We start from the raw sequence: 21528 nt of genomic DNA, 5'->3' as shown, positions 1-21528 counted from the left end.
TTAAGGAAAACTGAAAATGAAAAACACCCTGCTCTTTCTCATAATAGCACTAATTTTCAACGCCTGTACAAGCACATCCAAGTTTTATTCCTATGAAGAGACGCAAAGTCTGATTGACGAGAAATTTCAGGATTCTTTGTTTGCCCATGCCCATTGGGGCGTCTTAATCCAATCTCTGGATGATGACCAAATCTGGTATCAGCAAAATGCCGACAAAATGTTTATGCCTGCTTCCAATGAAAAAATCCCAACATCGGCTGCAGCTCTTATCACCCTTGGGCCGGATTTCATGTTTGAGAGTGGGCTTTATTATAAAGGTGAAATTGAAGACTCTGTTTTAAAAGGCGATTTGATCGTAAAAGGAAATGGGGATCCTACTTTTTACACTCGTTTTTTTGATGATTCGCGTACGCCTTTTTTTAACTGGGCCGATACTTTGCTGCAAATTGGCATCACTAAAATTGAGGGTAATATCATCGGCGATGACAATGCTTTTGATGATTACGGTTATGGCATGGGCTGGACGCACAGTGGTTTGGACAGCTGGTATTCCGCGGAATCGGGTGCGTTGCAGTTTAATGAAAATTATGTGGATTTATACATTGTGCAACCGGCAACTGTGCAGGATTCGGTAGAAATAATCCCCAATGTACCCAGCAGTTATTTTTCAATTATCAACAAAACTACCGCCACTGATTCCGGCAGAACACGCATAAGTGTAAACCGGCCTTTTGGCACAAATGATTTAATCATCTCAGGATTAGTGCACATCGGCAACGATACATTAGAGCGCTCTCCATCCATATTTAATCCGACACTTTTTTATACAACTGTTTTGAAAGAAACTTTGCAAGATAAAGGGATTCTTGTAAGCGGCAAAGCATTGGATTGTGACGATATTGAGGGCTTTGAGGCAGATTCAACACAGCTACAGCTTTTGGCAATACACAAGTCGCCGCCCTTAAAAGAAATATTAAAAGGTCTGATGAAGCGCAGCCAAAATATGTATGCCGAGACTATGGTTAAAACTATGGGCTGGCAACAAAGCGGCTTGGGCTCTTTCGGCAACGGCAAAGAAGTGGTTGAAAAAGTATTAGAAGATTTTGGCATTGAACCAAAAACATACGCCTATCGTGATGGCTCTGGATTATCCCGCTATAATTTTATAAGCCCGCGCCAGATCGTCAAAATTCTAAAAGGAATGCGAAACAGCCAACACTGGGAAACCTGGAAAGAAATCCAACCGATTGCCGGTGTAGACGGCACACTTAAACGGCGCATGCGAGGCACAAAAGCAGAAGGCAATGTGCGGGCCAAAACCGGCACAATCTCAAATGTCCGCGGACTTTCCGGTTATGTTACAACAGACGCCGGCGAGGAAATAGTTTTTTCATTCTTAATCAATGGCCATCTGCGTAGTAGCCGTGAAACCGAATTAATCACCGACAAAGTTTTGGATTTAATTGCGGAATACCCAAAGAAAGCAATTTTGGAAAATAAATAAAACAGCCTTCCTCCTTCTTATTAAACGATCATCTTAAATTATCCATTTTTTGCACAATATTGCATTATTATGTCAAACCTACTTAACATATAGTAAAACATAAGCTACATTATGTCGTGTTTAATTGAAACCGATGGAAATATGAAAATAAAAAATAGTCTAAAAATATGGCGCGCAAAAAAGGATATTACTCAGCAACAGCTTTCCGATGCGGTCGAGCTAAGCCGGCAGACAATCAATTCTATTGAAAAAGGAAAATTTGTACCATCAGTAATGACGGCGCTCAAATTGGCCCGCTATTTTGAAACAACCGTGGATGAGATATTTGTTCTTGATGAGGACACTCAATAACCAATTTTACTATTCACCCAACCAAGAGGTAATTATGAAAATTCGAGGAAATTATATTTTATTTTTTAGCATCGAAATTATCACAGCCGTTTTGCTGTTCACTCTTTGCTGGTTTTTTGGTGATATGGGGCTGTGGGCACTCTCTTTATTTTTTGTAGGTATGGCTATCACAATGAGCCCAAAAGTGGATGAGAGAGAAATGCAGCTAATGTATAAAGCCGGCTCACTCGAATCCATCGCAATGGGTGCCGTGATGGCACTGCTTTATTTTTCCTTGCCGCAACTTAACTGGTTTCACACGCTTCTTTCAACCGCCTTACTCTCCAGGGGTGCATTCGGCATTTTCGTCTTTTTAAAAGAGTAGGCTACATTCAATCCACTTCATTTGATTATGGTCTGACTAATAATCAGACCATTTTTTTTCCTCAAAGAATTTTTATACCTTACGTTTTACATTCCGCTTTCATAATTATTTCATAAAAACCTGGCAAAGCAATGAGTATAAAAAAAGTTTGTATCGTTGGAGCATCCGGCAAGCTTGGGCAATACATGGTGCAACACGCGCTTGAAAAGGGTTATGAAGTTGTTGGCGTTTGCCGTGAAAAAAGTGTTAATAAGCTGGATAAGTTTAAAGGTCGTATCACCATAATTCCCGGAGCAACGAATGACCGCGACGTTATCAAAAAAGCTGTTTCCGGATGTGATGGTGTGCTCGTGGTGTTGATACCTTGGGGCGTTCAGCAATATTCTTCCGGAACAGCCCAGGCCGTTCTTGATTTTGCACAACCCGGGGCGCGTTTAATATTCTCCTGTGGTTGGCATATCACCATGGATGGCAAGGATATTTACTCATGGAGTTTCAAATCCTTATTAAAAGTCTTTGGTGTATTCGGGCGTTTTTTTCGCCTAGTAGAACTTGATGATCAGGTCGAAGCTTTCAAGCGTATTTTTGCCAGTAAAACACGCTGGACTGCAGTACGTGGCAGCAGTCTTGAAGAAGGTGAAAGTGAGGGTTTACCCATGTGGAGCCGGCACATTGGCGACCCTATTTTAAAAAGTGATATTACCCGCCGTATAGATTTTGCCCTGTTTATGGTATCCGCTCTGGAAAATGACACGCTTATTCATGAAGCTCCGGCAATTGTCAGTTGTAAGGCGCATTCTGCACTTGAAAACAAAGTTGAGAAATAATAAAAAGTTGCTTTTGAACTAATCTTGCAAAAATTTAAAACTGTCCTTTTTCTTTCACGGAAAGTGTAAAGGAAAAGCTTTTTTTTACGACTATTATTCAGTGAATGATTAACCATTCTTAAAATGAATTTTTTTGATTTTTATAAGCAACACAAACATAAGGAGCGGATTAATGAATACGATTAGGTTGCAGATAGTTAAACTAGTATTAGTATTATCAAGTGTCTTGTTTATTACAAATTGCAGCAGTTCATCAAGTGGTGGTGGTGATCCTATTTTGGGTGGTGATGACTTAACAGACGATATTGCTAACTTTGTCCCGGATTCCATTTTAGCAAAAATATCAGAATTAGGCATGCCTATTCATAAAGGTACAAATCCACCCATTTTTGAAGGAACATTTTTGGCATCCCCTTTTGTAATGGTAAGTACAAACAGGATAAATGATAATTATGCTGTGGGAGACACAATTGCCGATTACTTTATCCGGTTTTACGAACAAAATAACGATAGTCTGAAAGTAAGTATTGATTATCAAAACGGTCCGGAAACAGGTACAGGCATTGGTGGTTATATTGTAGGCAACTCAAATGAGTTTACTGTTTTTGCAGAGTTAGATATAAGCGCTCAAGGATATGCAGCAAAATCTTTGGTAGTTTACTCTGGAAGAATGTCATCTACAGGCATTCTTAATTATTACAGTGCGCTTTTAATGTTGGACAATTTTGGTAACCCTGGTGGTATTTGGATTGGCAATGGAGACGGACGTCTATTCTATGATGAAGACGGAACCTCTCCAACAATTTCTGGTTTCCCAAAGTCATCAATTCAGAATAGTGCTAAGTCAATTAGTACAGTCAACCAATAATTTATTTATATGGAGGCGGTCAAAAAAGCTATCGCCTCCTTTTAGTCATATAAAACTGCTCAAATTTCCTCACTAATAAATCTAAATTCTTCACCAACAAATTAAATTCTCTCCTATTTATTGATTATTTTGGTAACTTTCTTCTGCGCTACCATTAACATTTATTCACAAATAAAAGTAAAATTAATGATAAACACATTCCTTTTAGCAGTTATTTTCTCAATTTCTACATCATTAACCTTAAATGGTAATGAGAAAAAAAGAAAGACATTGTTTGACTCAAATCTGGAATATAAAGATTACACGCCACAATCAACTGATATCGTTATATCAAGATTTGATTACCACAATAAACTACATGGATTTTGGTTAGGACAATTAATTGCAAATTGGACCGGTTTAGTTACAGAAATGGATAAAATTGGAAATATCGGCGAGATTAAAACCGGAAAATTTTACACACGGGCCGATTGGGGAAAACCGGATTTACCCAGTATTTGGGGAGAAGGCAATCCAAGCAATTTATCAAAAACAATTGATTTTGTTTTTAAAAATGAATTCAGGTTATTAGCTGTCGATCCTTCAACCCGTGGACAGGGAATCGGCAAACTGCTTACGCTGGAATGTATCGCCAAAGCAAGACAGGATGGAAATAAACATGTAATTATTCATACAACAAAATCTATGCAGATCGCCTGGAAAATGTATGAGACTTTGGGGTTTAAACGAGCAAAAGATTTAGATTTCATGCAAGAAGAACTTCCTGTTTTTGGATTTAGATTAGTACTTTAATTAAGAGATTTCCGAACACACTGACGATGTTCACAACAGCAGTATAGTCACAATGGTGAATGGATTGTAACTGCCAGTGCAGATAATACAGTGAAATTATTTTCAATTCGCAAAATAGATCAATACAAAGAATAATATGATTACAATACTTGGGTTAGTCGCAGCAGGTTTAACTACCATCTCTTTTTTACCGCAAGCAATAAAAACCATCCAGACAAAAAACACCAATGATTTATCACTGGGAATGTATTCAGTTTTAGTAAGCGGTGTTATTCTATGGCTAATTTACGGGCTTATAATTGGAAATTTGCCCATAATCTTTTCAAACGGTGTAACTTTGATTTTTACTTCAACGATACTCTTTCTCATTATCAAATATAAAAATCGTAGTTCCCAACTAAAAAAGGATAGAAATACAAAAACCGATCCAGCTACATAAAAGAAAAACTAAAGCATAAATCCAGTTGTTAGATAAATATGTTTTGTTTCTTTTGAAGCGGAGAAAGTAAAATTTAAAATTAAACTTTCCTGAAGATAAGACACCCACACGCCACTACCCGCTGCCGGGTGCCATTTATCCGAAGAATTTTCTTTGGAATAAAATACCCTGCCAGTCTCAGCATGTGCAGAAAAACCTAATACACCCGGGATTATTATATTTAGTTTGGCAACAGGCATTTTTATTTCTGCCCCCGCCATAATTGCAGCATCGCCGGAGAAACGTTCGCGGGAGAAGCCACGTAAAATATTCGTTCCACCTAAAATTGCAGCATCATAAATATCATAATCACCCCAGATATTTTCCGCATAAACTCTCTGGGCAAAAGTTATTGGAAAATTCTCAGGTGTAAAGTAAAAGCGGCCATCAAACTTAAGTTTTGTAAATTTATTTTTGTTATCAACATAATCTGGTGCATAGCTTGCCAGCGTCCTTATAAAAAAACCATCTTTGGCAAAGTTTTCACTGTCACGGGAATCATAATTCAATCCCAAAGCAAATGACATCTGGCGTGTTCCCTCTTCACCATTAAAATCATCAGTTTCAAGTATCGATTTTTCCCCGCTTAATTCATTTGTTTTCCTGAAGGAGGTTTTAATTTCCAAATTGAAATTATGGTTTAAATCATGTTGCATTGATAGACCAAAGTGTAAAAATTCAGCACCTATTCGATAAAAATTACTTTCCGGGTCGTATTCCAGTTTTCGCTCATTCCCTAAACCATAAAATCGTGAATAAGCTAACTCATTCTTACCCACATTAAATGAGACCAGCCAGTTTTTTATCAGTTCAGTAAATTTAGCATCATATTCGATTCTTGATTTTTGTGTTTTTGTTGCATAGCCTGCTTTTAAAGACATTCTCCAAACATATGGATCTGCTCTAAAACCATGCCGAAATAAAACGGGACCACCTCCAAGAACAAGCCCATCATCGCGATTTAAATCAAACCAGATTGATGGTTTCCAGTCATGCCCCCAATCACGAACAGGAGGCTCATATTTTTCATTAAACCTATCACCTTTTACATATTTTTTTAATGGTTTTGGTTTGTCTCTGTTTATTGTTGTACCATCATTTAATATGAAATTTGTATTATCATCATCGTCATAGAAAAATGTTTTATTTTCAGCATCAGAAAAAGGCAAAACATAAAGAGAATAACCCTCAACAAGTGATGAATCAATTAATTCATCTTTTCCACTTCCACCAATTACTTTTACTTCAATACTTTCATCAACCGTGCCTGAAACAACTGCTTTATCATCGCCACCTTGCAGATAAATCCTAATATCTGCTGTCTCATCGCTGTGGAAAACACGATCATAAAAAGGTTTTCCTTTTTTGTTTCCAGTTTTTTTGCTGCGCTTATAAATAGCCACATGAACACGCTGATCATCCAGCCGTTTTACAGAAGCAAATTCATTTTTATTACTTGTTTTTATTTGGACATATTTACTAATTAATTTATAAAACTCAAGGGATGCTTCATTAAGTTTATCACGCCTTTTTTTCAGGGCATTTATTAAAAATTCCCCCTGTTTTTTAAACCATGATTCTGGAATTGTTTTAACAGCTCCCTCAATTAATTCATCCGTCAAACGGGACTGTACAAAAGTCGTCACAGAATCCCACACCGTTTTGTTAACGGACATCAGAATACGGCGGTCTAAAAACCTTCCGGCCCAGGTTAAATCATTCATCTGGTTATAATCCTCATCAAAGCCTTCTATTTGCCCCACGGCCAAAGTTGCTATCCAGGGGAAAAAACCATCATAGCGGGCAAAAGCCTGGTCGCGATCACGAGGAATTGGTTGCCAGATTTTCTTTTTACCTTTTTTATAACGCGCCCATTTCCATTGCCCAAAATGCCTGTCCCAATCACCAAGAAAAATATCCATTAAACGTGCTTTTAAAAATTCAGCATTATTTACCTGGTTATCATTATCCTCATCCAGCTTCTCAAAAATTTTGTACAGCTTTACAACTTTATCCGCGCCGGCAAATATCATCTCCGGATCCGTTTCATCTTTTGGGTTTTCGGCGATTGTGCCCAGTAAGTTTTTATAATCATCCCGGAATTCTTTTAAATCTGGCGAATCGGGAAGTACAATAATTGAAGGGGTTGCATTTAGCACACCAACTGCATTTAATAATGGAGCTACTATCTTTCCCGAAATTGGATGTGATGTGCTGATTTGATCCTGAACTATATCTGCGGCGAAAGTGTCTCTTAAGTCACGAGGAAGAACTTTTTGGGGGTCTTTGTTTATGGACCGGAATTTATAAAATTTGCCATCAGCCCCTTTAAAATGAAGTGACTTTGTCTGGAAACCTCCACCGGTTTTTATCGGTGTTAATCCTCCGGCAAACTTTTGCAAATCAATAACCGGAACCCTGATTGAGGTTGTCCATAATTCACGCCAATGATCTCCAAAGAAAATTCTAAAAACAGGGCCTGCAGCATACTCCTCTCCGGGAATAACACTTTCATACCTTATGGCCGGGATTTTATTTTCAGCTTGTTGGGCAATTAATTTTTCACCATTATGAAAGGCGAAAATCAAAAGCAGTTTTACCACTAATTTGATATTTCTTTTTCTTGAAAAAAGGGACATATAAAAATATTGTTTTTGAATGATGTGTGAGGCTAATCTAAAATATTATTGGTTAATTTGCCTTCTTTGTCATCTTTTTATTGCAGTTGAACTGTTTGTATTTGCCCATCTGCTACTTTAAAAGTATTCCAATTCTTTCCCATCGAATTGAATAATCATAATCCCATGAGAAGTAAATGATTCCGGCTTTTCCCTCTATTTCTTCCTGGCTGACAAATCCCCAATAACGACTATCCAAGCTATTATCACGGTTATCACCCATCATAAAATAATGATTTTCTGGAACTGTTAGCGGGCCAAAATTATCACGGCTGCCCATATTCTGAAAAATATGAGCGTAACTTAATTTTGCTGTTTTTGGCATGGTTTTTTTATCAACAAATTTAGTGAAATCCTCATCGGGAAATGGTTGGCCATCAATAAAAACTTTTTTATTTCTTATTTCTATGGTCTGCCCACCTGTTGCTATGCATCTTTTTATATATGAATAATGATTATCTACAGGATACTTAAAAACAACAACATCACCTGGCTTTGGAATATATTTGTCGCCTGCAACCTGATCTACAAAAATAAAGTCACCAACTTGCACCGTATTAGCCATAGAGCCTGTTGGTATGGTATAGGCTTCAATATAATTTTCAAGCAAAAACGTATTTAAATAATTTATGGTAAAAGTAGTAATGAGAATTAAAAAATACTTTCCTACAGATCTGTTTTTTCGTTCACTATCAACCACATAAGTTTTTGTAATTATATCATGGACCGTCTGATTCCTTTTTGAGAAAAAACTAAATAAATGCCCAATACTAAGGAAAATTGAATCCACAAATATAAAAATCGATCTTCTGAAGCTCGTTCGCAAGGAAATGCTTTTAAAGTCTTTATCTACAACATTAAGTCCAAGATATCTTTTACCAAAACTTTGCCTGCCCTCAGCATTAAACCATGCAAAATATAAAATGCCAACAAGAATTGAGGTTGGCAGAAAAATAAAAAGTGTGATTTGTAAGAAAAGCTCCGATGAAACAAACTGGCGCGTAATTATTGACAATAAAATTAATCCCAAAGTTGTGGGTATTGATATTACAACACTATCTATGGAGGTACTTAACACCCTAATCCAAAATCCGGAATAGTTCTTAACAACCTGATTCACATCTATCCTATCCTGCTAAAAAGATATTGAATTAATTTAATCCAATTTATACATAGTTAACTTCCCTCGCCTTTTTCCTTCATCGCTGATATACAGTGTCTTTTCATCAAGAAAAGAAATTCCTTCTGGTTGGTAATGCGCTCTCCCATCAAGTTGTGAAACACTAACCACAAAACCCTGTTTGTTTAGCTCAACTATAATATTTCCCTTTGATGCGATCACAAAGAAATTTCCTGTTTCAGGATTACGGGCTATTCCTGAAGGAGCGAAATCATTTTCTTTTGAGTATTTTTTTAATGCTTTTTTGTCGAGGATAAAGCGGGGATTTTTATCAAGTTCTTTTGTTTTTAGAGAAAAACTATAAATGGCTTTTTTATCTTTACCGAATCCATTTCCAGGATTTCCTTTAAGTGCCAGTAAAAGCGAGTTAGTTTGAGGATCATAACACAAACCTTCTACATCATTACCTGTGGATAAATGGGTTGGAAAAGGAGTATAATCAACTTGTTGACCATCATCCCCATCTTCAAAACGATAAATAATGCCATTGGCAGTCACCATATAAAAATCATTCCCAACAATTGCAATATCCTCAAAGTCTCCTCTTTTAACCAGCATTCCAAAATAAAATGCTTTTATTACATTACCATTTTGTGGATTGATTTGGTAAATAACCGCGCGTTCATCGTCGTGGGCAAATAATCGTCCATCTGCTGAAAAGGCAATGCCGGAAACTTCTTTAAGCTTTTTGGGGAGTTCCATTTGCCGGGCATTATTTTTATCGATAATGGACTTGTTTAATTTATTTTGCCCATTGCAAAATGTAAAAAAAAGAAAAATTGATAAAAGTGCAGAGATAAAAAGTAGTTTAAGCATGGTACTAATCTAAAAAAAAGATGTTTTAGAGAAAACCATAAAAAAAGCCTTTCAGATTTTGAATAATCCGAAAGGCTTATCTTAATTCTGTTTCTTGTTAAATATCGAACTTAATACCTTGCGCTAATGGCAAAGTAGCGCCATAGTTTATGGTGTTTGTCTGACGCCGCATATAAGTTTTCCATGCATCAGAACCAGATTCACGTCCACCACCGGTTTCTTTTTCACCACCAAATGCTCCACCAATTTCAGCACCGGAAGTACCGATATTGACGTTGGCTATACCACAATCACTGCCCCATGGAGAAAGGAAAGTTTCAGCTTCCTGCATATTATTTGTAAAAACAGAAGAAGACAATCCTTGAACAACACCATTTTGTAATGCAATGGCATCATTGATATCGCCGCTGTATTTTATCAAGTATAATACGGGAGCAAAAGTTTCTTCCTGAACGATTTCATAGTGGTTTTCAGCTTCTACTATTGCCGGGTTAACATAACTACCGGATTCATAGCCTTCGCCTTCAAGAACTTCGCCACCAATAAGAATAGTGCCGCCCTCTTCTTTAGCTTTTCTCAACGCAGCCTGCATATCCTCAACAGCCCATTTATCAATCAATGGTCCAACATGGTTATTTTCATCCAATGGATTTCCAATTTTTAGTCCACCATAAGCTTTAACCAATGAATCTTTTACTTTATCATAAATCGATTCGTGGATAATTACACGGCGTGTTGATGTACAACGTTGTCCACAAGTTCCAACCGCGCCAAAAACTATCGATGGTAAGGCCATTTCAAGATTCGCTTCCGGTGACATTATAATTGCATTGTTACCACCAAGTTCAAGAATATATTTGCCGAGGCGACCACCAATAACTTCACCGGCATGTTTACCAATTGGTGTTGATCCGGTAAGCGAAACCAAAGGAATGCGTTTATCATGTAAAATTTTCTCACCAATTGTAGAGCCTTTACCAATTATCAGGCTGAACACTCCTTCAGGAATATCGTTTTCTACTAATACATCTTTGATAATATTCTGGCAGGCAATGGCTGTCAAAGGCACTTTAGAAGCTGGTTTCCAAATATTTGTATCACCACAAACTGCAGCAATCATAGCATTCCAGGCCCAAACTGCAACCGGAAAATTGAAAGCAGAAATAGTAACAACCGGACCAAGTGGCTGATATTGATCATACATTCTATGGCTTGGTCTTTCTGATTGCATTGTAAAACCATACAACTGCCGTGACTGGCCAACTGCGAAATCACAAATGTCAATCATTTCCTGCACTTCACCCCAACCTTCTTGTAAAGATTTGCCCATTTCATAAGAAACAAGGCGACCCAACGGATCTTTAAATTCGCGCAATTTATTTCCAATCTGGCGAACTATTTCACCGCGCTGAGGTGCTGGAACTGTTCTCCAGTGTTTAAAGGCTTCCTGAGATGTTTTTACTACTTCTTCATAATCAGCCTCTGAAGCCTGGTAAACAGAAGCAATATATTCACCCGTGGCCGGAGAGCTAATTTTTAACTCACCCTGATCAGCTGTATCACGCCATTTAAGGCCTGTTGAACAGCCAAAATTTTTATCCTGGATACCCAGTGTTTTAAGAAAATCCATATGTGTTCCTTTTTTAGTTGATAATTGAAATTTTTTAATTGTTAATTGTCAATTTTTTCTACAACATCTTTTAAACTAATCTGGCTCATTTTATTTTCAATCGCTACCTGAACATCGGCAAACAAATCATAAAAAAAATTATTCATTTTTGATGATGAGCTATTGCAATCTTCATGATCATGTACATCCAAATAAAATGCTTTATTTTCTTCAACGGAGCAGTATATTTCCTGCAAACTAATTGTGTCCGGCACTCGTTTTAGAACAAACCCACCACTTGTTCCCTGAGTACTTTCCACAAGATTACTTTTTACAAGCAGGGAAAGTATGCGGCGTAATTTTGACGGATTAACACCAAGTTCAGATGCAATCTGATTGCTGGAGAGAGGTTCATTTAGATGTCTCTCGATTACATAAAGCGCTTTAACTGCAAGTGATAATTTTTTTGATGCTGCCATTTAACTCCCATCTGTTACATTAAGGGTAACAATTTACGAAATCAAAATAGAAAGGTAAAGAGAAAAGTAAACTATTTTTCATTTATTTGGATTTATTTGAAAATCAGTTTACAAATGTATAAGTGTATTTTAATAAAAGTGTCCGGTTATTAAAACGAGGTAAATAAGGTAATTCGCGGCGACGTTTACTATTAAAATCTTCGTTATAAACAATGTACAAGTCGTTCCCTTCAGCAGGATTATAACGCAAACGGGCATTTGTTATGGAAAGGTTTGCAGCGCTGTTATACTGTACAAACCCACTTAAAGAGAGAGATGTCGATAAAGAAAGTGATGAGCGTAACCTTAATATATGAGCTGTAAAATCCTGGTTCCGCTTTGAAAAATCCAATTTATTAAACTCATAGCCCAACCCAAGAGAAAAATCGGCAGAGATATTCCATCGTGGCTCAATACCAAAAGAGAGCTGGGTTCCATCATAAAAACGACCAATAGTAAATCCCGTATTTGCTCCAATCAACTCTCCGCTTGGTGATTCAAGTCCGGCGGAAAAATTATAGAAATCATAACTCCCGGGTATTATCTCTGCATCATCAGAAAACTCCAGAGTATCTGTAATATCTTCATAGTTCATTTGCACCGAAAAAGATCCATTAAAACCATTTTTCCAAATTATATTCCATTCCAATTCGGATTCAGCTGTTTCAATAGATTTATCGCTATTCCGCTGATAAGCTGCATAGTTTACAGAGACATTATGTCTTTGCAACCAGCTTTTTTCATCCATAATCCAGCCATATCCTAAATCACCACCAATCCTGGAATAATCTTCCCTGGTGCTGAATCCCATGCCGGGACGATAATTTTCCCCCTCAAAACTATATGAAAGTTCATAATTAAATCCATCAAACCTGCGTTTTTCCCAGAAAGTAAGAAAGCGCATTTGATCCAATGTTCCAATTTCATTACCTGCATCAGTCTCATATGTATGTGCCATTGAAACACTAAAGTAATCATCCTCAGAAACTCTAAATATGCCGTCGATACCAACTGCGGAATTTAAGTCTCCATTTTTCCCGTAGCGGTTTGTGAGCAATGCTCCAACAAAAGAATTGTCATTAATAACCTGCCGCCGCAAGCGCAAAACACCAAAATTCTCCGATGGCAGCGAATCCGATTTTGATGTCTGCATATCCAGGAATCCTAAATCCCATTGGCCAATACGGCCTATCAACCTTGCCCCTCCGATTATTGGGACTTGTATACCCTCATCGTCCAAACCAATCCTTCTGCTATAAAACAAACGATTGGGACCGCCAAATTGGAAATCAAAAATGGCAGCCCGTTCCTGAAAAAACAATCTTTTCTCAGGAAAAAAGAGAGAAAAACGGGTTAGGTTAATTTGTTGATCATCAGCTTCAACCTGTGCAAAATCTGTATTTATGGTTAAATCCATCGTCAGGTTACTTGTAATTCCATATTTTATATCAAGACCTATATCCGATTTAAAATTGTTATCGCGAACATATTTGGTTTCAGCATCATTTAAATCATTGTCGTTAGATAAACCGCCGGAAATATATGGTGCTATGTACAATGGATTTTTACTTTGAACTCCCTCTAAAACAATTTCCTTAGCCTGTGAAGGTTTTATTTGGCTCCACCAACCCCACTTATTTGGTATTGCCGGATAGATTGAAGATTCATTTTTGCGGGCAATCCAACGCCAGGGAATAATGCCCATGGTAACCTTGCCTTCATTTTCATTAAAACGCAAGCTGTTTAAAGGTATACGCATTTCAACATTCCAACCGTTTTCATCAATTGAAGATTCAACCTCCCAAAAAGTATTCCACGAAATATTGACAGGAAATCCGCCACTTGCATCATTATAAACGGTAAAATCCCAACGGCTGCCGGCAGGATTTGTATAAAAGCAAAGCCCATTTTCTTTATCATTAAAAGTATCAATCATAATCCCAAAAATATCATTGCTTAAATTCCAGGCATCGCGTTTATTAGAAGTAATTTGAATCTTATCCGGCGATTGATCATTAAGGTTTGCTGCGACATATAGAAATTCATCATCATAAACGAGTCGTACTTCAGTTTGCTCAGTCGGGGCTTGGTTAAATGTCGGTAAAAACATTACCATTTTAACAGGCTTAACATTCAGCCATTCTTGCTCGTTGATTTTCCCATCAATATTAACCGGGCTATTTATGCGAGTAATTTTTAAATGGTTATCTGTTTGGCTAAAAGAAATATTGAAAATTAAAAGCGAGAAAATTATCAGTTTAGATATATGCATGTTTGAAGTTTCCGGTTTTCTCAAAGTTGTTAAAAGGAGGTAAATCTAATCTTGATCACATAAAAAGCAAATCTGGCAAGAAGAACATTAGTGGCTTTTACTTTATTCCCCAAATAAATATTTATTTGGTAAACTAAAAACACATATTTTTAAAACAGAAATCTTAATTAAAATCTTTTATGTCCACTAATCTTTTAAAACAATTTTCTCGATTAAAAACTATATCAAGCTACGGATTAAATCAGCTTATTACTCCGCTTAGTCAGATTATTATTTCACTTATTGTTATACGCTATCATGATGTGGAATTATGGGGAAGCTATGTTCAAATTCTGGTTTTGGCCGGCCTGATACTTATCTTCACATCTTTCGGCAGCCGAGATTATTTAATTAAAAGTTTCAGTCTCAATCCGGGCCAGATTTATCAACAATGGATTTCAAATGTTTTGAGCCGCCTGGTTTTATTAGCTCCAACGCTGTTACTTATTTTCTTTTTCCCCTTTGATAGCAAAGTTCAGATTATTTTTGTTTTCTGGCTAATTGCTAATTTCATTGTTAACTCTTTTCAAGTTTTAATTCTGTATAACCGCGATTTTAAAACGGCGATTTTAATTGATTCAATTAGTTCGCTGATTTTTATTGCTTCCGTTTTCATTTATAGAAATTCTTTAACCCTCTATCTACTTTTGGCTTTTTCTACTATTTCCATTTTATTAAAAGCAAGCTGCTACACAGCTTTTTATTCCAAAAGATTAAGAGGCCTGAGTTTTGAGATAAGTTTTAACATCCTTTTTTTATCCATTCCGTTTTTTATCCCGGCTCTATCAGGCACATTACGTTCAAAAATTGATCTCTACTTTGCTGCGCTCTTTTTAGGAAAAATCGAATTAGGAAAGTACCACATATTAATCGGAACACTAGCCCTGGCACCCTTAACTGCAACTTTTTTAATAAACCCATATCTAAAAAACCTATTTCGAATTAGTGACAGAACCAGACGAAAAATAGAAAGAAAATCTTTTTTATATGGATTTGCTTTTGCTGTCTTTATAATTGTAGCGGTCTATTTGTTTATTTCCATTATTTATGGAATTGATTTTCCAGAGATTTATTATTTTATTGGGTTTACTGCAATTCAACCGGTTTTTATTCACATTTTATTAATTAATGATTTTTATAAAAATAATCGGCAGCAGATTGTTGCAAAATTTGCATTGTCAGTCTTGATGGTTCAATTGTTTGCAGGGTATTTTTTAATTGCAGAACTTGGTGTTTTAGGAGCTTTACTTATTAAAAGCGCCGGGATTTGGCTTCTTATCATTTTATTTTGGCAATATAGAAAAACTATTTCAAAAAATGAGTGAATCAATTAAAAACATTATTATTGTCGGTTATCCTAAAAGTGGTACAACCTGGCTTACACGGCTCGTTGCGGATTTGCTACAATGCCCAATCAAAGGAAATTGGGGATTTGATGATCCTGACCAACCTATAATCGAGGGCGCTGACAGAGAATCGGAATTTGCATGTTACAAATCCCATCATATTTATGATGAACTCAATCAGGTTTCTACCGGGAGTATTTTCAAAATAATCTATTTAATCCGCGATCCTCGGGACGTAGTAGTTTCCGGGACCAACTTTTTCGCACATGATTACAACCTACGGGGAATAAAAGCAATCCTAAGTAAGATGTACAATCTTGTAAAAGGTACAAAAACTGTAAAAGAACAAATGGTTCAAGCAGTATTGAAGGGAAATGAATCGTTAGATAAATGGTGCAAAGTTTCATGGCAAAAACATTATCTGCCTTATCATTCAAATAAGGCTTTGTTTGTTCAATTTGAGAAGTTAGTGGCTGATCCAATCGATGAATGCAGCGCGATTTTGAATTATTTATCTCTAAACAAAACAGATATGGAAATCCAGGAAACAATCAACCGCCAATCTTTCAAGAATAAAAAAAATCAGGCAAGCATTACTAATGACCGTTTTGAAAACCACTTGTTAAGAAAAGGCCGTTATGGCTATTGGCGCAAAGAATTTAATCGCAAGCAGAAACAATTATTTTTAGATTATCTGAAAAACGATTTACTTTTTAAAAAATTATATCTGGACGGCGCTTGAAGAATATTATAAAAAAAATCCTGCAAAGTGGAAAAAATACAAATCTTGAGTTGGATGAGTTTACTCAGAGGATTTTGTGTACCGTTCCAGGTATGCTGGAAACGGGGAACCTGGAAAGTTTTGAATATGTTGCCAAACATCTTTCATCTAAAAAGCCGGTTTTAGAGATTGGTTCTTTTTGCGGTCTTAGTTTTATCCTTCTTCGTTATTTTCTCGATAAAAATAATAAGCCTAATAAAATTTTTACCTGCGATGATTGGAGTTATGAAGGTTTTTTTGATAAGAATCCATCAGGAATTCAAGATGGCGATCTTGAGGCATATATGGAAATTGTTGGAGGGAACAAAAATATCAGACGTGAAAATTACGTCCGTTTTACAAAAAGCCAATTTAAAAACAATGCCTTGTTCTTCAGCTCTCATAATATGCCGGCGAGCTTTCATTTATCATCAAACCTGTTTTTTAGTTATTGGAAAGAAGGTTCGGCAATGCGCGATATTTTTGGCAATGAGAGCCGCTTAGGTGGGCCATTGTCATTTGTTTATATCGATGGTGATCATAGCTATGAACAATGCCGGAAAGATTTTCAAAATGCTGATATATTTCTTGGACACGGTGGTTTTTTACTATTAGATGATTCAGCTGATGGAGGTATTTTTGGAAGTTCGCAAGTTGCAAAAGAAGTTGAGGCGCACTCTGATTATGAATTAATTATGAAAAACCCAAACTACCTTTTTAAAAAAGTTAAATAAAAACATGGGCTATTGAGAGTTATGCTACACTGACCTCTTCATCTTTTGTTTTCGCTGTTAAACGAACATTACAAAATGGGCAATAATCACCCTGATTTAAACTTTTATGAACCGGTTTACCACAGCTTTGGCAACGCCGGTTTGAATTTATCGCATCCATTTTTTCGAGGGCTTTAACTGCTGCCTGCCTAACAAACTGACGGTTGTCTTTCAAAACATACTCTAAAGGTTGCACAGCCCGCTTATCCCCGATATTTGCCAAAGTAGCTGTAATACTTTCAAATGCATTTTTATTGCCCGTCAACATTGCATTTATTAACGGCTCCACAGCTTTGCGCCCCATTTTTACAAGTGATCGCATTGAGGCTTCGCGGACATTCCAATATTTATCACTCAATGTCTGGATCAGGTAGTCAACTGCTTTATCATCTTTTAGTTTACCGAGATTTTCCGCAGCAGCTTTTCGGTGCCACATTTCATCCGTTGTAAGAACATCAATCAACGGTTCTACAGCCTGTTCACCAATCTCAACGCTTTTATCCCATTCCTGTTTGGCAATCCAATATGCAGCGCCCTGTTCATCTTTTGCCGGTTTCCAGTCAATCAAATCCAATACTTTTACAACCGTACTACGAACTTGGGTATTATCATGGCGCAAAGAGTTTAAAAGCGGTTTTATCGATTCACTCTTCATATCTTTAAGGGCTAAAATAGCATATTGATTTTTCTTACGTCCAATAAGGTATGATAATAATCCGGAAACAGCAGGAGCTCCAATGTTCGCTAAAGCTTTAGATGCAGCCAACGCAACTTCATCCCTGCCATCTTCCAGCATACTTAACAAAGCAGTTAAAGCCCGTTTATCATCCAGTTCACCCAAAGCCGCAACTACTGCCCGGCGAACAACCCAGTTGTTGTTGCTTAATTGGGCAATTAACGGTGGTACTGCTCTTATGTCTTTTATAAGTCCAAGTGTTGTAGCAGCATATCTTTTTGTGATTGTATTTGAGGTTTCCAATGCATCAACCAGTGCATCAAACGCGCTGCTGCCAACAATAAGCAAGGCTTTAACTACTTCCTGAGAAACTACAGGAACAGGGTCGCCTAGCATTGGGATAAAAAGCTCCAGAGCCCGCGGATCATTAAAATGGCTTACATAACGGATGGCTGTCTTTCTGACATTGGCATCATCATCCTTTAAAGCCATAATTATCGGATTAATACACTCCTCATCTTCGATCTTACCCAAGGATTCTACAGCTGCCCGGCGGACCCTTGCATCCACATCGCTCAAGCACTTGCTTAAAGCAGGTATTGCATTTCTTTCATACAATTTCCCAAGTGCCGCTGCAGCTTGTAAACGGCTCTCGGCATGTTTGTCATTTAGGGATTCTATTAAGATGTCGCTGCCTTTTTGCCCCACACGCGCAATGGTTTCAAGAGCAGCATTTCGGATAGTATCATCCTTATCATCTATAACCTTCCCAAGTGGGGTTATCGAAACCGGACCTAAATCAACCAGCTTTGGCCATTGTTGTTTGGCAATTAAATACCAAACGCCTATTTCATTTTTCCTGGGTCGCCAACCGGATTTATCCAGGCCATTTGCACACATCATTCTAATACGAGCATTGGAACTTTGCATATTTTCAATAAAGAACTCCCGGCACCGTTTATCTCCAATCTGACTGAGAATAACCAACATTAATTGCAGGTCACTATCGGGATGCATAGCCGTTTCTAAAAGTTTTGGCACTGCTGCTTCGCCAAGATCTACAAGATGCTGGGCAGCAGCTTTTTGCATATCATATTCCGGGTCGGTATTTAAAATATCTAATAAAATATCAATCGATTCCTTATCCCCGATTTTTGCAAAAACTTTGAGCAATGTGGGACGGTTTTCTGTTTTATGATCGAACAGTTTTAATTTGATTGATTTGCGAGCTGATTCACCCAATTCAATAATGGCATTTATTACATGCTCCTGCATTTTTCCTTCAGATTCATTTAGCAACTCAATCAAAGGTTGAATGGCATCAAATCCAATCTCACCAAGGGCAAAAATTATTGTCTTTTTTAAACGTGGATTTTTTTCTTTAAGGGCATAAATAAGAGGTTTTATGGCTTTTTCTTTACCAATTTTCCCCAATGCTTCAGCGGCTGCAATCTGTACATCATCGTTCCAATCCGTTAATGCAACAAGCAGAGCATCCACGGCCGTTTTTACATATAGGTCACCTAAAGCACGCGCCGCTTTAATCTGGACTTCTGTAGATTTACTTTCCAGTGCTTTGATTAAAGCTTTAGAATTGCGCTTTGCTTTTAGCTTTTCAACATTTGGCTCAAATAAACCCATTACACCGCAATATAATTTAAACTGAATAATATTATCTTCGGCAATCAGGCTTAAGAATAGAATTTATGCGGGATAATGGAAAAGAGATGGTCAGATTGGTGATAGTGTTAGGAGAGTCACTATTTTGTAATTTTAAAACACTTGTGCCCTCCAAATAGCTCGAAAACCAAAAAAGGGAGCCGATATTGACTCCCTTACTTAATAATCTTAATTATTTACTTTTCGCCCATAAATGGGTATGTCCAATCCTTTGGCGGCGCGAAAGTTTCTTTCATTGTTCTTACAGACATCCAACGCAAAAGGTTCATCGCGCTTCCCGCTTTGTCATTTGTCCCGGATGCACGCCCACCACCAAAAGGTTGTTGACCAACAACAGCACCGGTTGGCTTATCGTTATAATAAAAGTTACCTGCTGCATTTTTCAGCTTATTGGCCATATGAACAAGCTTGGCTCGATCCTGAGCAAAAATCGCTCCGGTTAAAGCATACATAGAAGTTGTATCGCATAAATCCAAAGTTTTATCAAAATCTTCATCATCGTAAACAAACATAGTCATAACCGGACCAAAGATTTCTTCAACCATTGTTTTAAATTTTGGATTAGTTGTAACGATTGTAGTTGGTTCAATAAAATAACCTTTTGAATCGTCATATTTACCACCGGTAATAAACTCTGCATCACTGGCTTCACGGGCATAATCAATATATCCGGTAATATCCCTGAATGCCGATTTATCTATAACAGCACCCATAAAGTTTGTAAAGTCAGAGACATCACCCATTTTTATCTTAGCTACTTCGGCCACATATTTGTCTTTAAATTCACCCCAAATTGATTTGGGGATATACATCCGAGATGCCGCTGAGCATTTTTGTCCCTGGTACTCAAAGGCACCACGCAAGGCTGCAACAACCAAAGCATCAACATCAGATGAGTTGTGGGCAAAGATAAAATCCTTCCCACCTGTTTCGCCCACGATGCGTGGATAGTACTTCATATTGGAGATGTTTTCACCTACAGTTTTCCACATTCCCTGAAAAACCGCTGTTGATCCTGTAAAATGAATTCCAGCTAAATCCGGACTGGCCATAACCGGGTTGCCAACTTGACCACCGGAACCAGGTACAAAATTGATCACACCCTTAGGCACACCTGCTTCTTCAAGTAATTTCATTAAATAATAGGCAGAATAAACAGCGCTGGATGCTGGCTTCCATAATGCCACATTTCCAATCATAGCAGGCGCAGTTGGTAGGTTGCCGGCAATTGAGGAAAAATTGAAAGGAGTAACTGCAAAAATAAATCCCTCTAAAGGACGATATTCTACGCGGTTCCAGACTCCGGGCGAAGACATTGGCTGGTCAGCCATCAGTTCGGCCATATAATGTACATTGAATTTCCAGAAATCAATCAACTCACACGCAGAATCAATTTCCGCCTGAAAGGCTGTTTTAGATTGTCCTAACATTGTTGCGGCATTTATTGTTGAACGCCATGGTCCAGCCAGTAATTCAGCAGCATTTAAAAAGATTGCAGCGCGATGTTCCCAAGGCATATCCGCCCATTCCTGGCGTGCTTTTAATGCTGCTTCAATTGCCATATTTACTTCTTTTTCACCCGCTTTATGATAAACACCCAAAACATGTCCATGATCATGAGGGATCAGCATTTCTGCTGTATTACCTGTTTTTATTTCTTCCCCGCCAATAGTAAGCGGCACTTCAATTTTTTGTGCGGCCATTTCGGCCATTTTAGCTTTTAACTCTGCTTTTTCCGGGCTGCCCGGCGCATACCCAAGGATCGGCTCATTTGCCGGTTCGGGAACTAAGAAATATGCGTTTGACATTTTGCTCTCCTAAAAAAATAAATCTATTAATATTGATTTGTTTCAATTTGTAAAAGAAACAACCTGAAATTAAATAACTGTATAATATAAGAAATAAAAAACCTCGAATCATAACTTTTTAGCAACAATCACAAACCATAATACACATCGCAGAAATGGAAACGTCGCGCTAGTAGATAAACTCCTTTG

17 protein-coding genes and 1 pseudogene are annotated in these 21528 nt (G+C 37.5%); 10 read left to right on the top strand and 8 right to left on the bottom strand.

Going from position 1 to position 21528, the window contains the following annotated elements:
• Positions 1-16: 16 nt before the first annotated feature.
• From dacB to HND50_16380, 7 genes and pseudogenes are all read left to right on the top strand, one after another.
• Positions 17-1504 carry a D-alanyl-D-alanine carboxypeptidase/D-alanyl-D-alanine-endopeptidase gene (gene dacB, locus HND50_16410; protein ID NOG46826.1) on the top strand — a complete coding sequence of 496 codons (1488 nt, stop codon included), beginning with the start codon at positions 17-19 and terminating at the stop codon, positions 1502-1504.
• Between the two features lie 147 nt (positions 1505-1651).
• Positions 1652-1855, top strand: coding sequence for a helix-turn-helix transcriptional regulator (locus tag HND50_16405; protein ID NOG46825.1), 204 nt, complete (start codon positions 1652-1654; stop codon positions 1853-1855).
• A gap of 34 nt (positions 1856-1889) precedes the next feature.
• Positions 1890-2219 carry a hypothetical protein gene (locus HND50_16400; GenBank protein NOG46824.1) on the top strand — a complete coding sequence of 110 codons (330 nt, stop codon included), beginning with the start codon at positions 1890-1892 and terminating at the stop codon, positions 2217-2219.
• Positions 2220-2350: 131 nt separating this feature from the next.
• Positions 2351-3046, top strand: coding sequence for an NAD(P)H-binding protein (locus tag HND50_16395; protein ID NOG46823.1), 696 nt, complete (start codon positions 2351-2353; stop codon positions 3044-3046).
• A 172-nt stretch (positions 3047-3218) separates the two neighbouring features.
• Entirely contained in the window at positions 3219-3914 is a 696-nt protein-coding gene (locus HND50_16390) for a hypothetical protein (GenBank protein ID NOG46822.1), read from the top strand.
• A gap of 186 nt (positions 3915-4100) precedes the next feature.
• A pseudogene (locus HND50_16385) lies at positions 4101-4472 on the top strand (ADP-ribosylglycohydrolase family protein).
• A 370-nt stretch (positions 4473-4842) separates the two neighbouring features.
• Entirely contained in the window at positions 4843-5145 is a 303-nt protein-coding gene (locus HND50_16380; GenBank protein NOG46821.1) for a SemiSWEET transporter, read from the top strand.
• 8 nt (positions 5146-5153) lie between these two features.
• Here HND50_16380 and HND50_16375 read toward each other — a convergent pair whose 3' ends face one another.
• From HND50_16375 to HND50_16350, 6 genes are all read right to left on the bottom strand, one after another.
• Entirely contained in the window at positions 5154-7787 is a 2634-nt protein-coding gene (locus tag HND50_16375) for a BamA/TamA family outer membrane protein (GenBank protein ID NOG46820.1), read from the bottom strand.
• A 148-nt stretch (positions 7788-7935) separates the two neighbouring features.
• Positions 7936-8982: a signal peptidase I gene (lepB, locus tag HND50_16370; GenBank protein NOG46819.1), complete on the bottom strand. Its 1047-nt coding sequence runs from the start codon at positions 8980-8982 to the stop codon at positions 7936-7938.
• Between the two features lie 36 nt (positions 8983-9018).
• Complete coding sequence (locus HND50_16365; GenBank protein NOG46818.1) at positions 9019-9858, bottom strand: hypothetical protein; 840 nt, start codon at positions 9856-9858, stop codon at positions 9019-9021.
• A 97-nt stretch (positions 9859-9955) separates the two neighbouring features.
• Positions 9956-11488, bottom strand: coding sequence for an aldehyde dehydrogenase family protein (locus tag HND50_16360; protein NOG46817.1), 1533 nt, complete (start codon positions 11486-11488; stop codon positions 9956-9958).
• 41 nt (positions 11489-11529) lie between these two features.
• The gene (locus HND50_16355; protein NOG46816.1) at positions 11530-11946 is read right to left on the bottom strand and encodes an Rrf2 family transcriptional regulator; all 417 of its coding nucleotides are present in this window, start codon (positions 11944-11946) and stop codon (positions 11530-11532) included.
• A gap of 103 nt (positions 11947-12049) precedes the next feature.
• Positions 12050-14257, bottom strand: coding sequence for a carbohydrate binding family 9 domain-containing protein (locus HND50_16350; protein ID NOG46815.1), 2208 nt, complete (start codon positions 14255-14257; stop codon positions 12050-12052).
• A gap of 179 nt (positions 14258-14436) precedes the next feature.
• Here HND50_16350 and HND50_16345 point away from each other — a divergent pair, with 179 nt between their 5' ends.
• From HND50_16345 to HND50_16335, 3 genes are read left to right on the top strand one after another with little or no spacing between them, the layout of a single operon-like run.
• Positions 14437-15621: a hypothetical protein gene (locus HND50_16345; GenBank protein NOG46814.1), complete on the top strand. Its 1185-nt coding sequence runs from the start codon at positions 14437-14439 to the stop codon at positions 15619-15621.
• Positions 15614-16384, top strand: coding sequence for a hypothetical protein (locus HND50_16340; GenBank protein NOG46813.1), 771 nt, complete (start codon positions 15614-15616; stop codon positions 16382-16384). Before HND50_16345 ends, HND50_16340 begins: the two co-directional genes overlap by 8 nt.
• A complete protein-coding gene (locus HND50_16335; GenBank protein ID NOG46812.1) occupies positions 16381-17136 on the top strand; it encodes a class I SAM-dependent methyltransferase in 756 nt (251 codons plus the stop codon). The genes HND50_16340 and HND50_16335 overlap by 4 nt, the downstream gene beginning before the upstream one ends.
• A 19-nt stretch (positions 17137-17155) precedes the next feature.
• Here the strand turns inward: HND50_16335 and HND50_16330 are convergent, their stop codons facing one another.
• Positions 17156-19492 carry a HEAT repeat domain-containing protein gene (locus HND50_16330; protein NOG46811.1) on the bottom strand — a complete coding sequence of 779 codons (2337 nt, stop codon included), beginning with the start codon at positions 19490-19492 and terminating at the stop codon, positions 17156-17158.
• Between the two features lie 215 nt (positions 19493-19707).
• Entirely contained in the window at positions 19708-21339 is a 1632-nt protein-coding gene (gene pruA / locus HND50_16325; GenBank protein ID NOG46810.1) for an L-glutamate gamma-semialdehyde dehydrogenase, read from the bottom strand.
• Between the last annotated feature and the right edge of the window lie 189 nt (positions 21340-21528).

This window comes from Calditrichota bacterium, assembly GCA_013112635.1.
In the GTDB taxonomy this organism is placed as follows: domain Bacteria; phylum Calditrichota; class Calditrichia; order Calditrichales; family J004; genus JABFGF01.
Note: the sequence above shows the minus strand (reverse complement) of the source record. Positions and strands in the feature narration are given on the sequence as shown.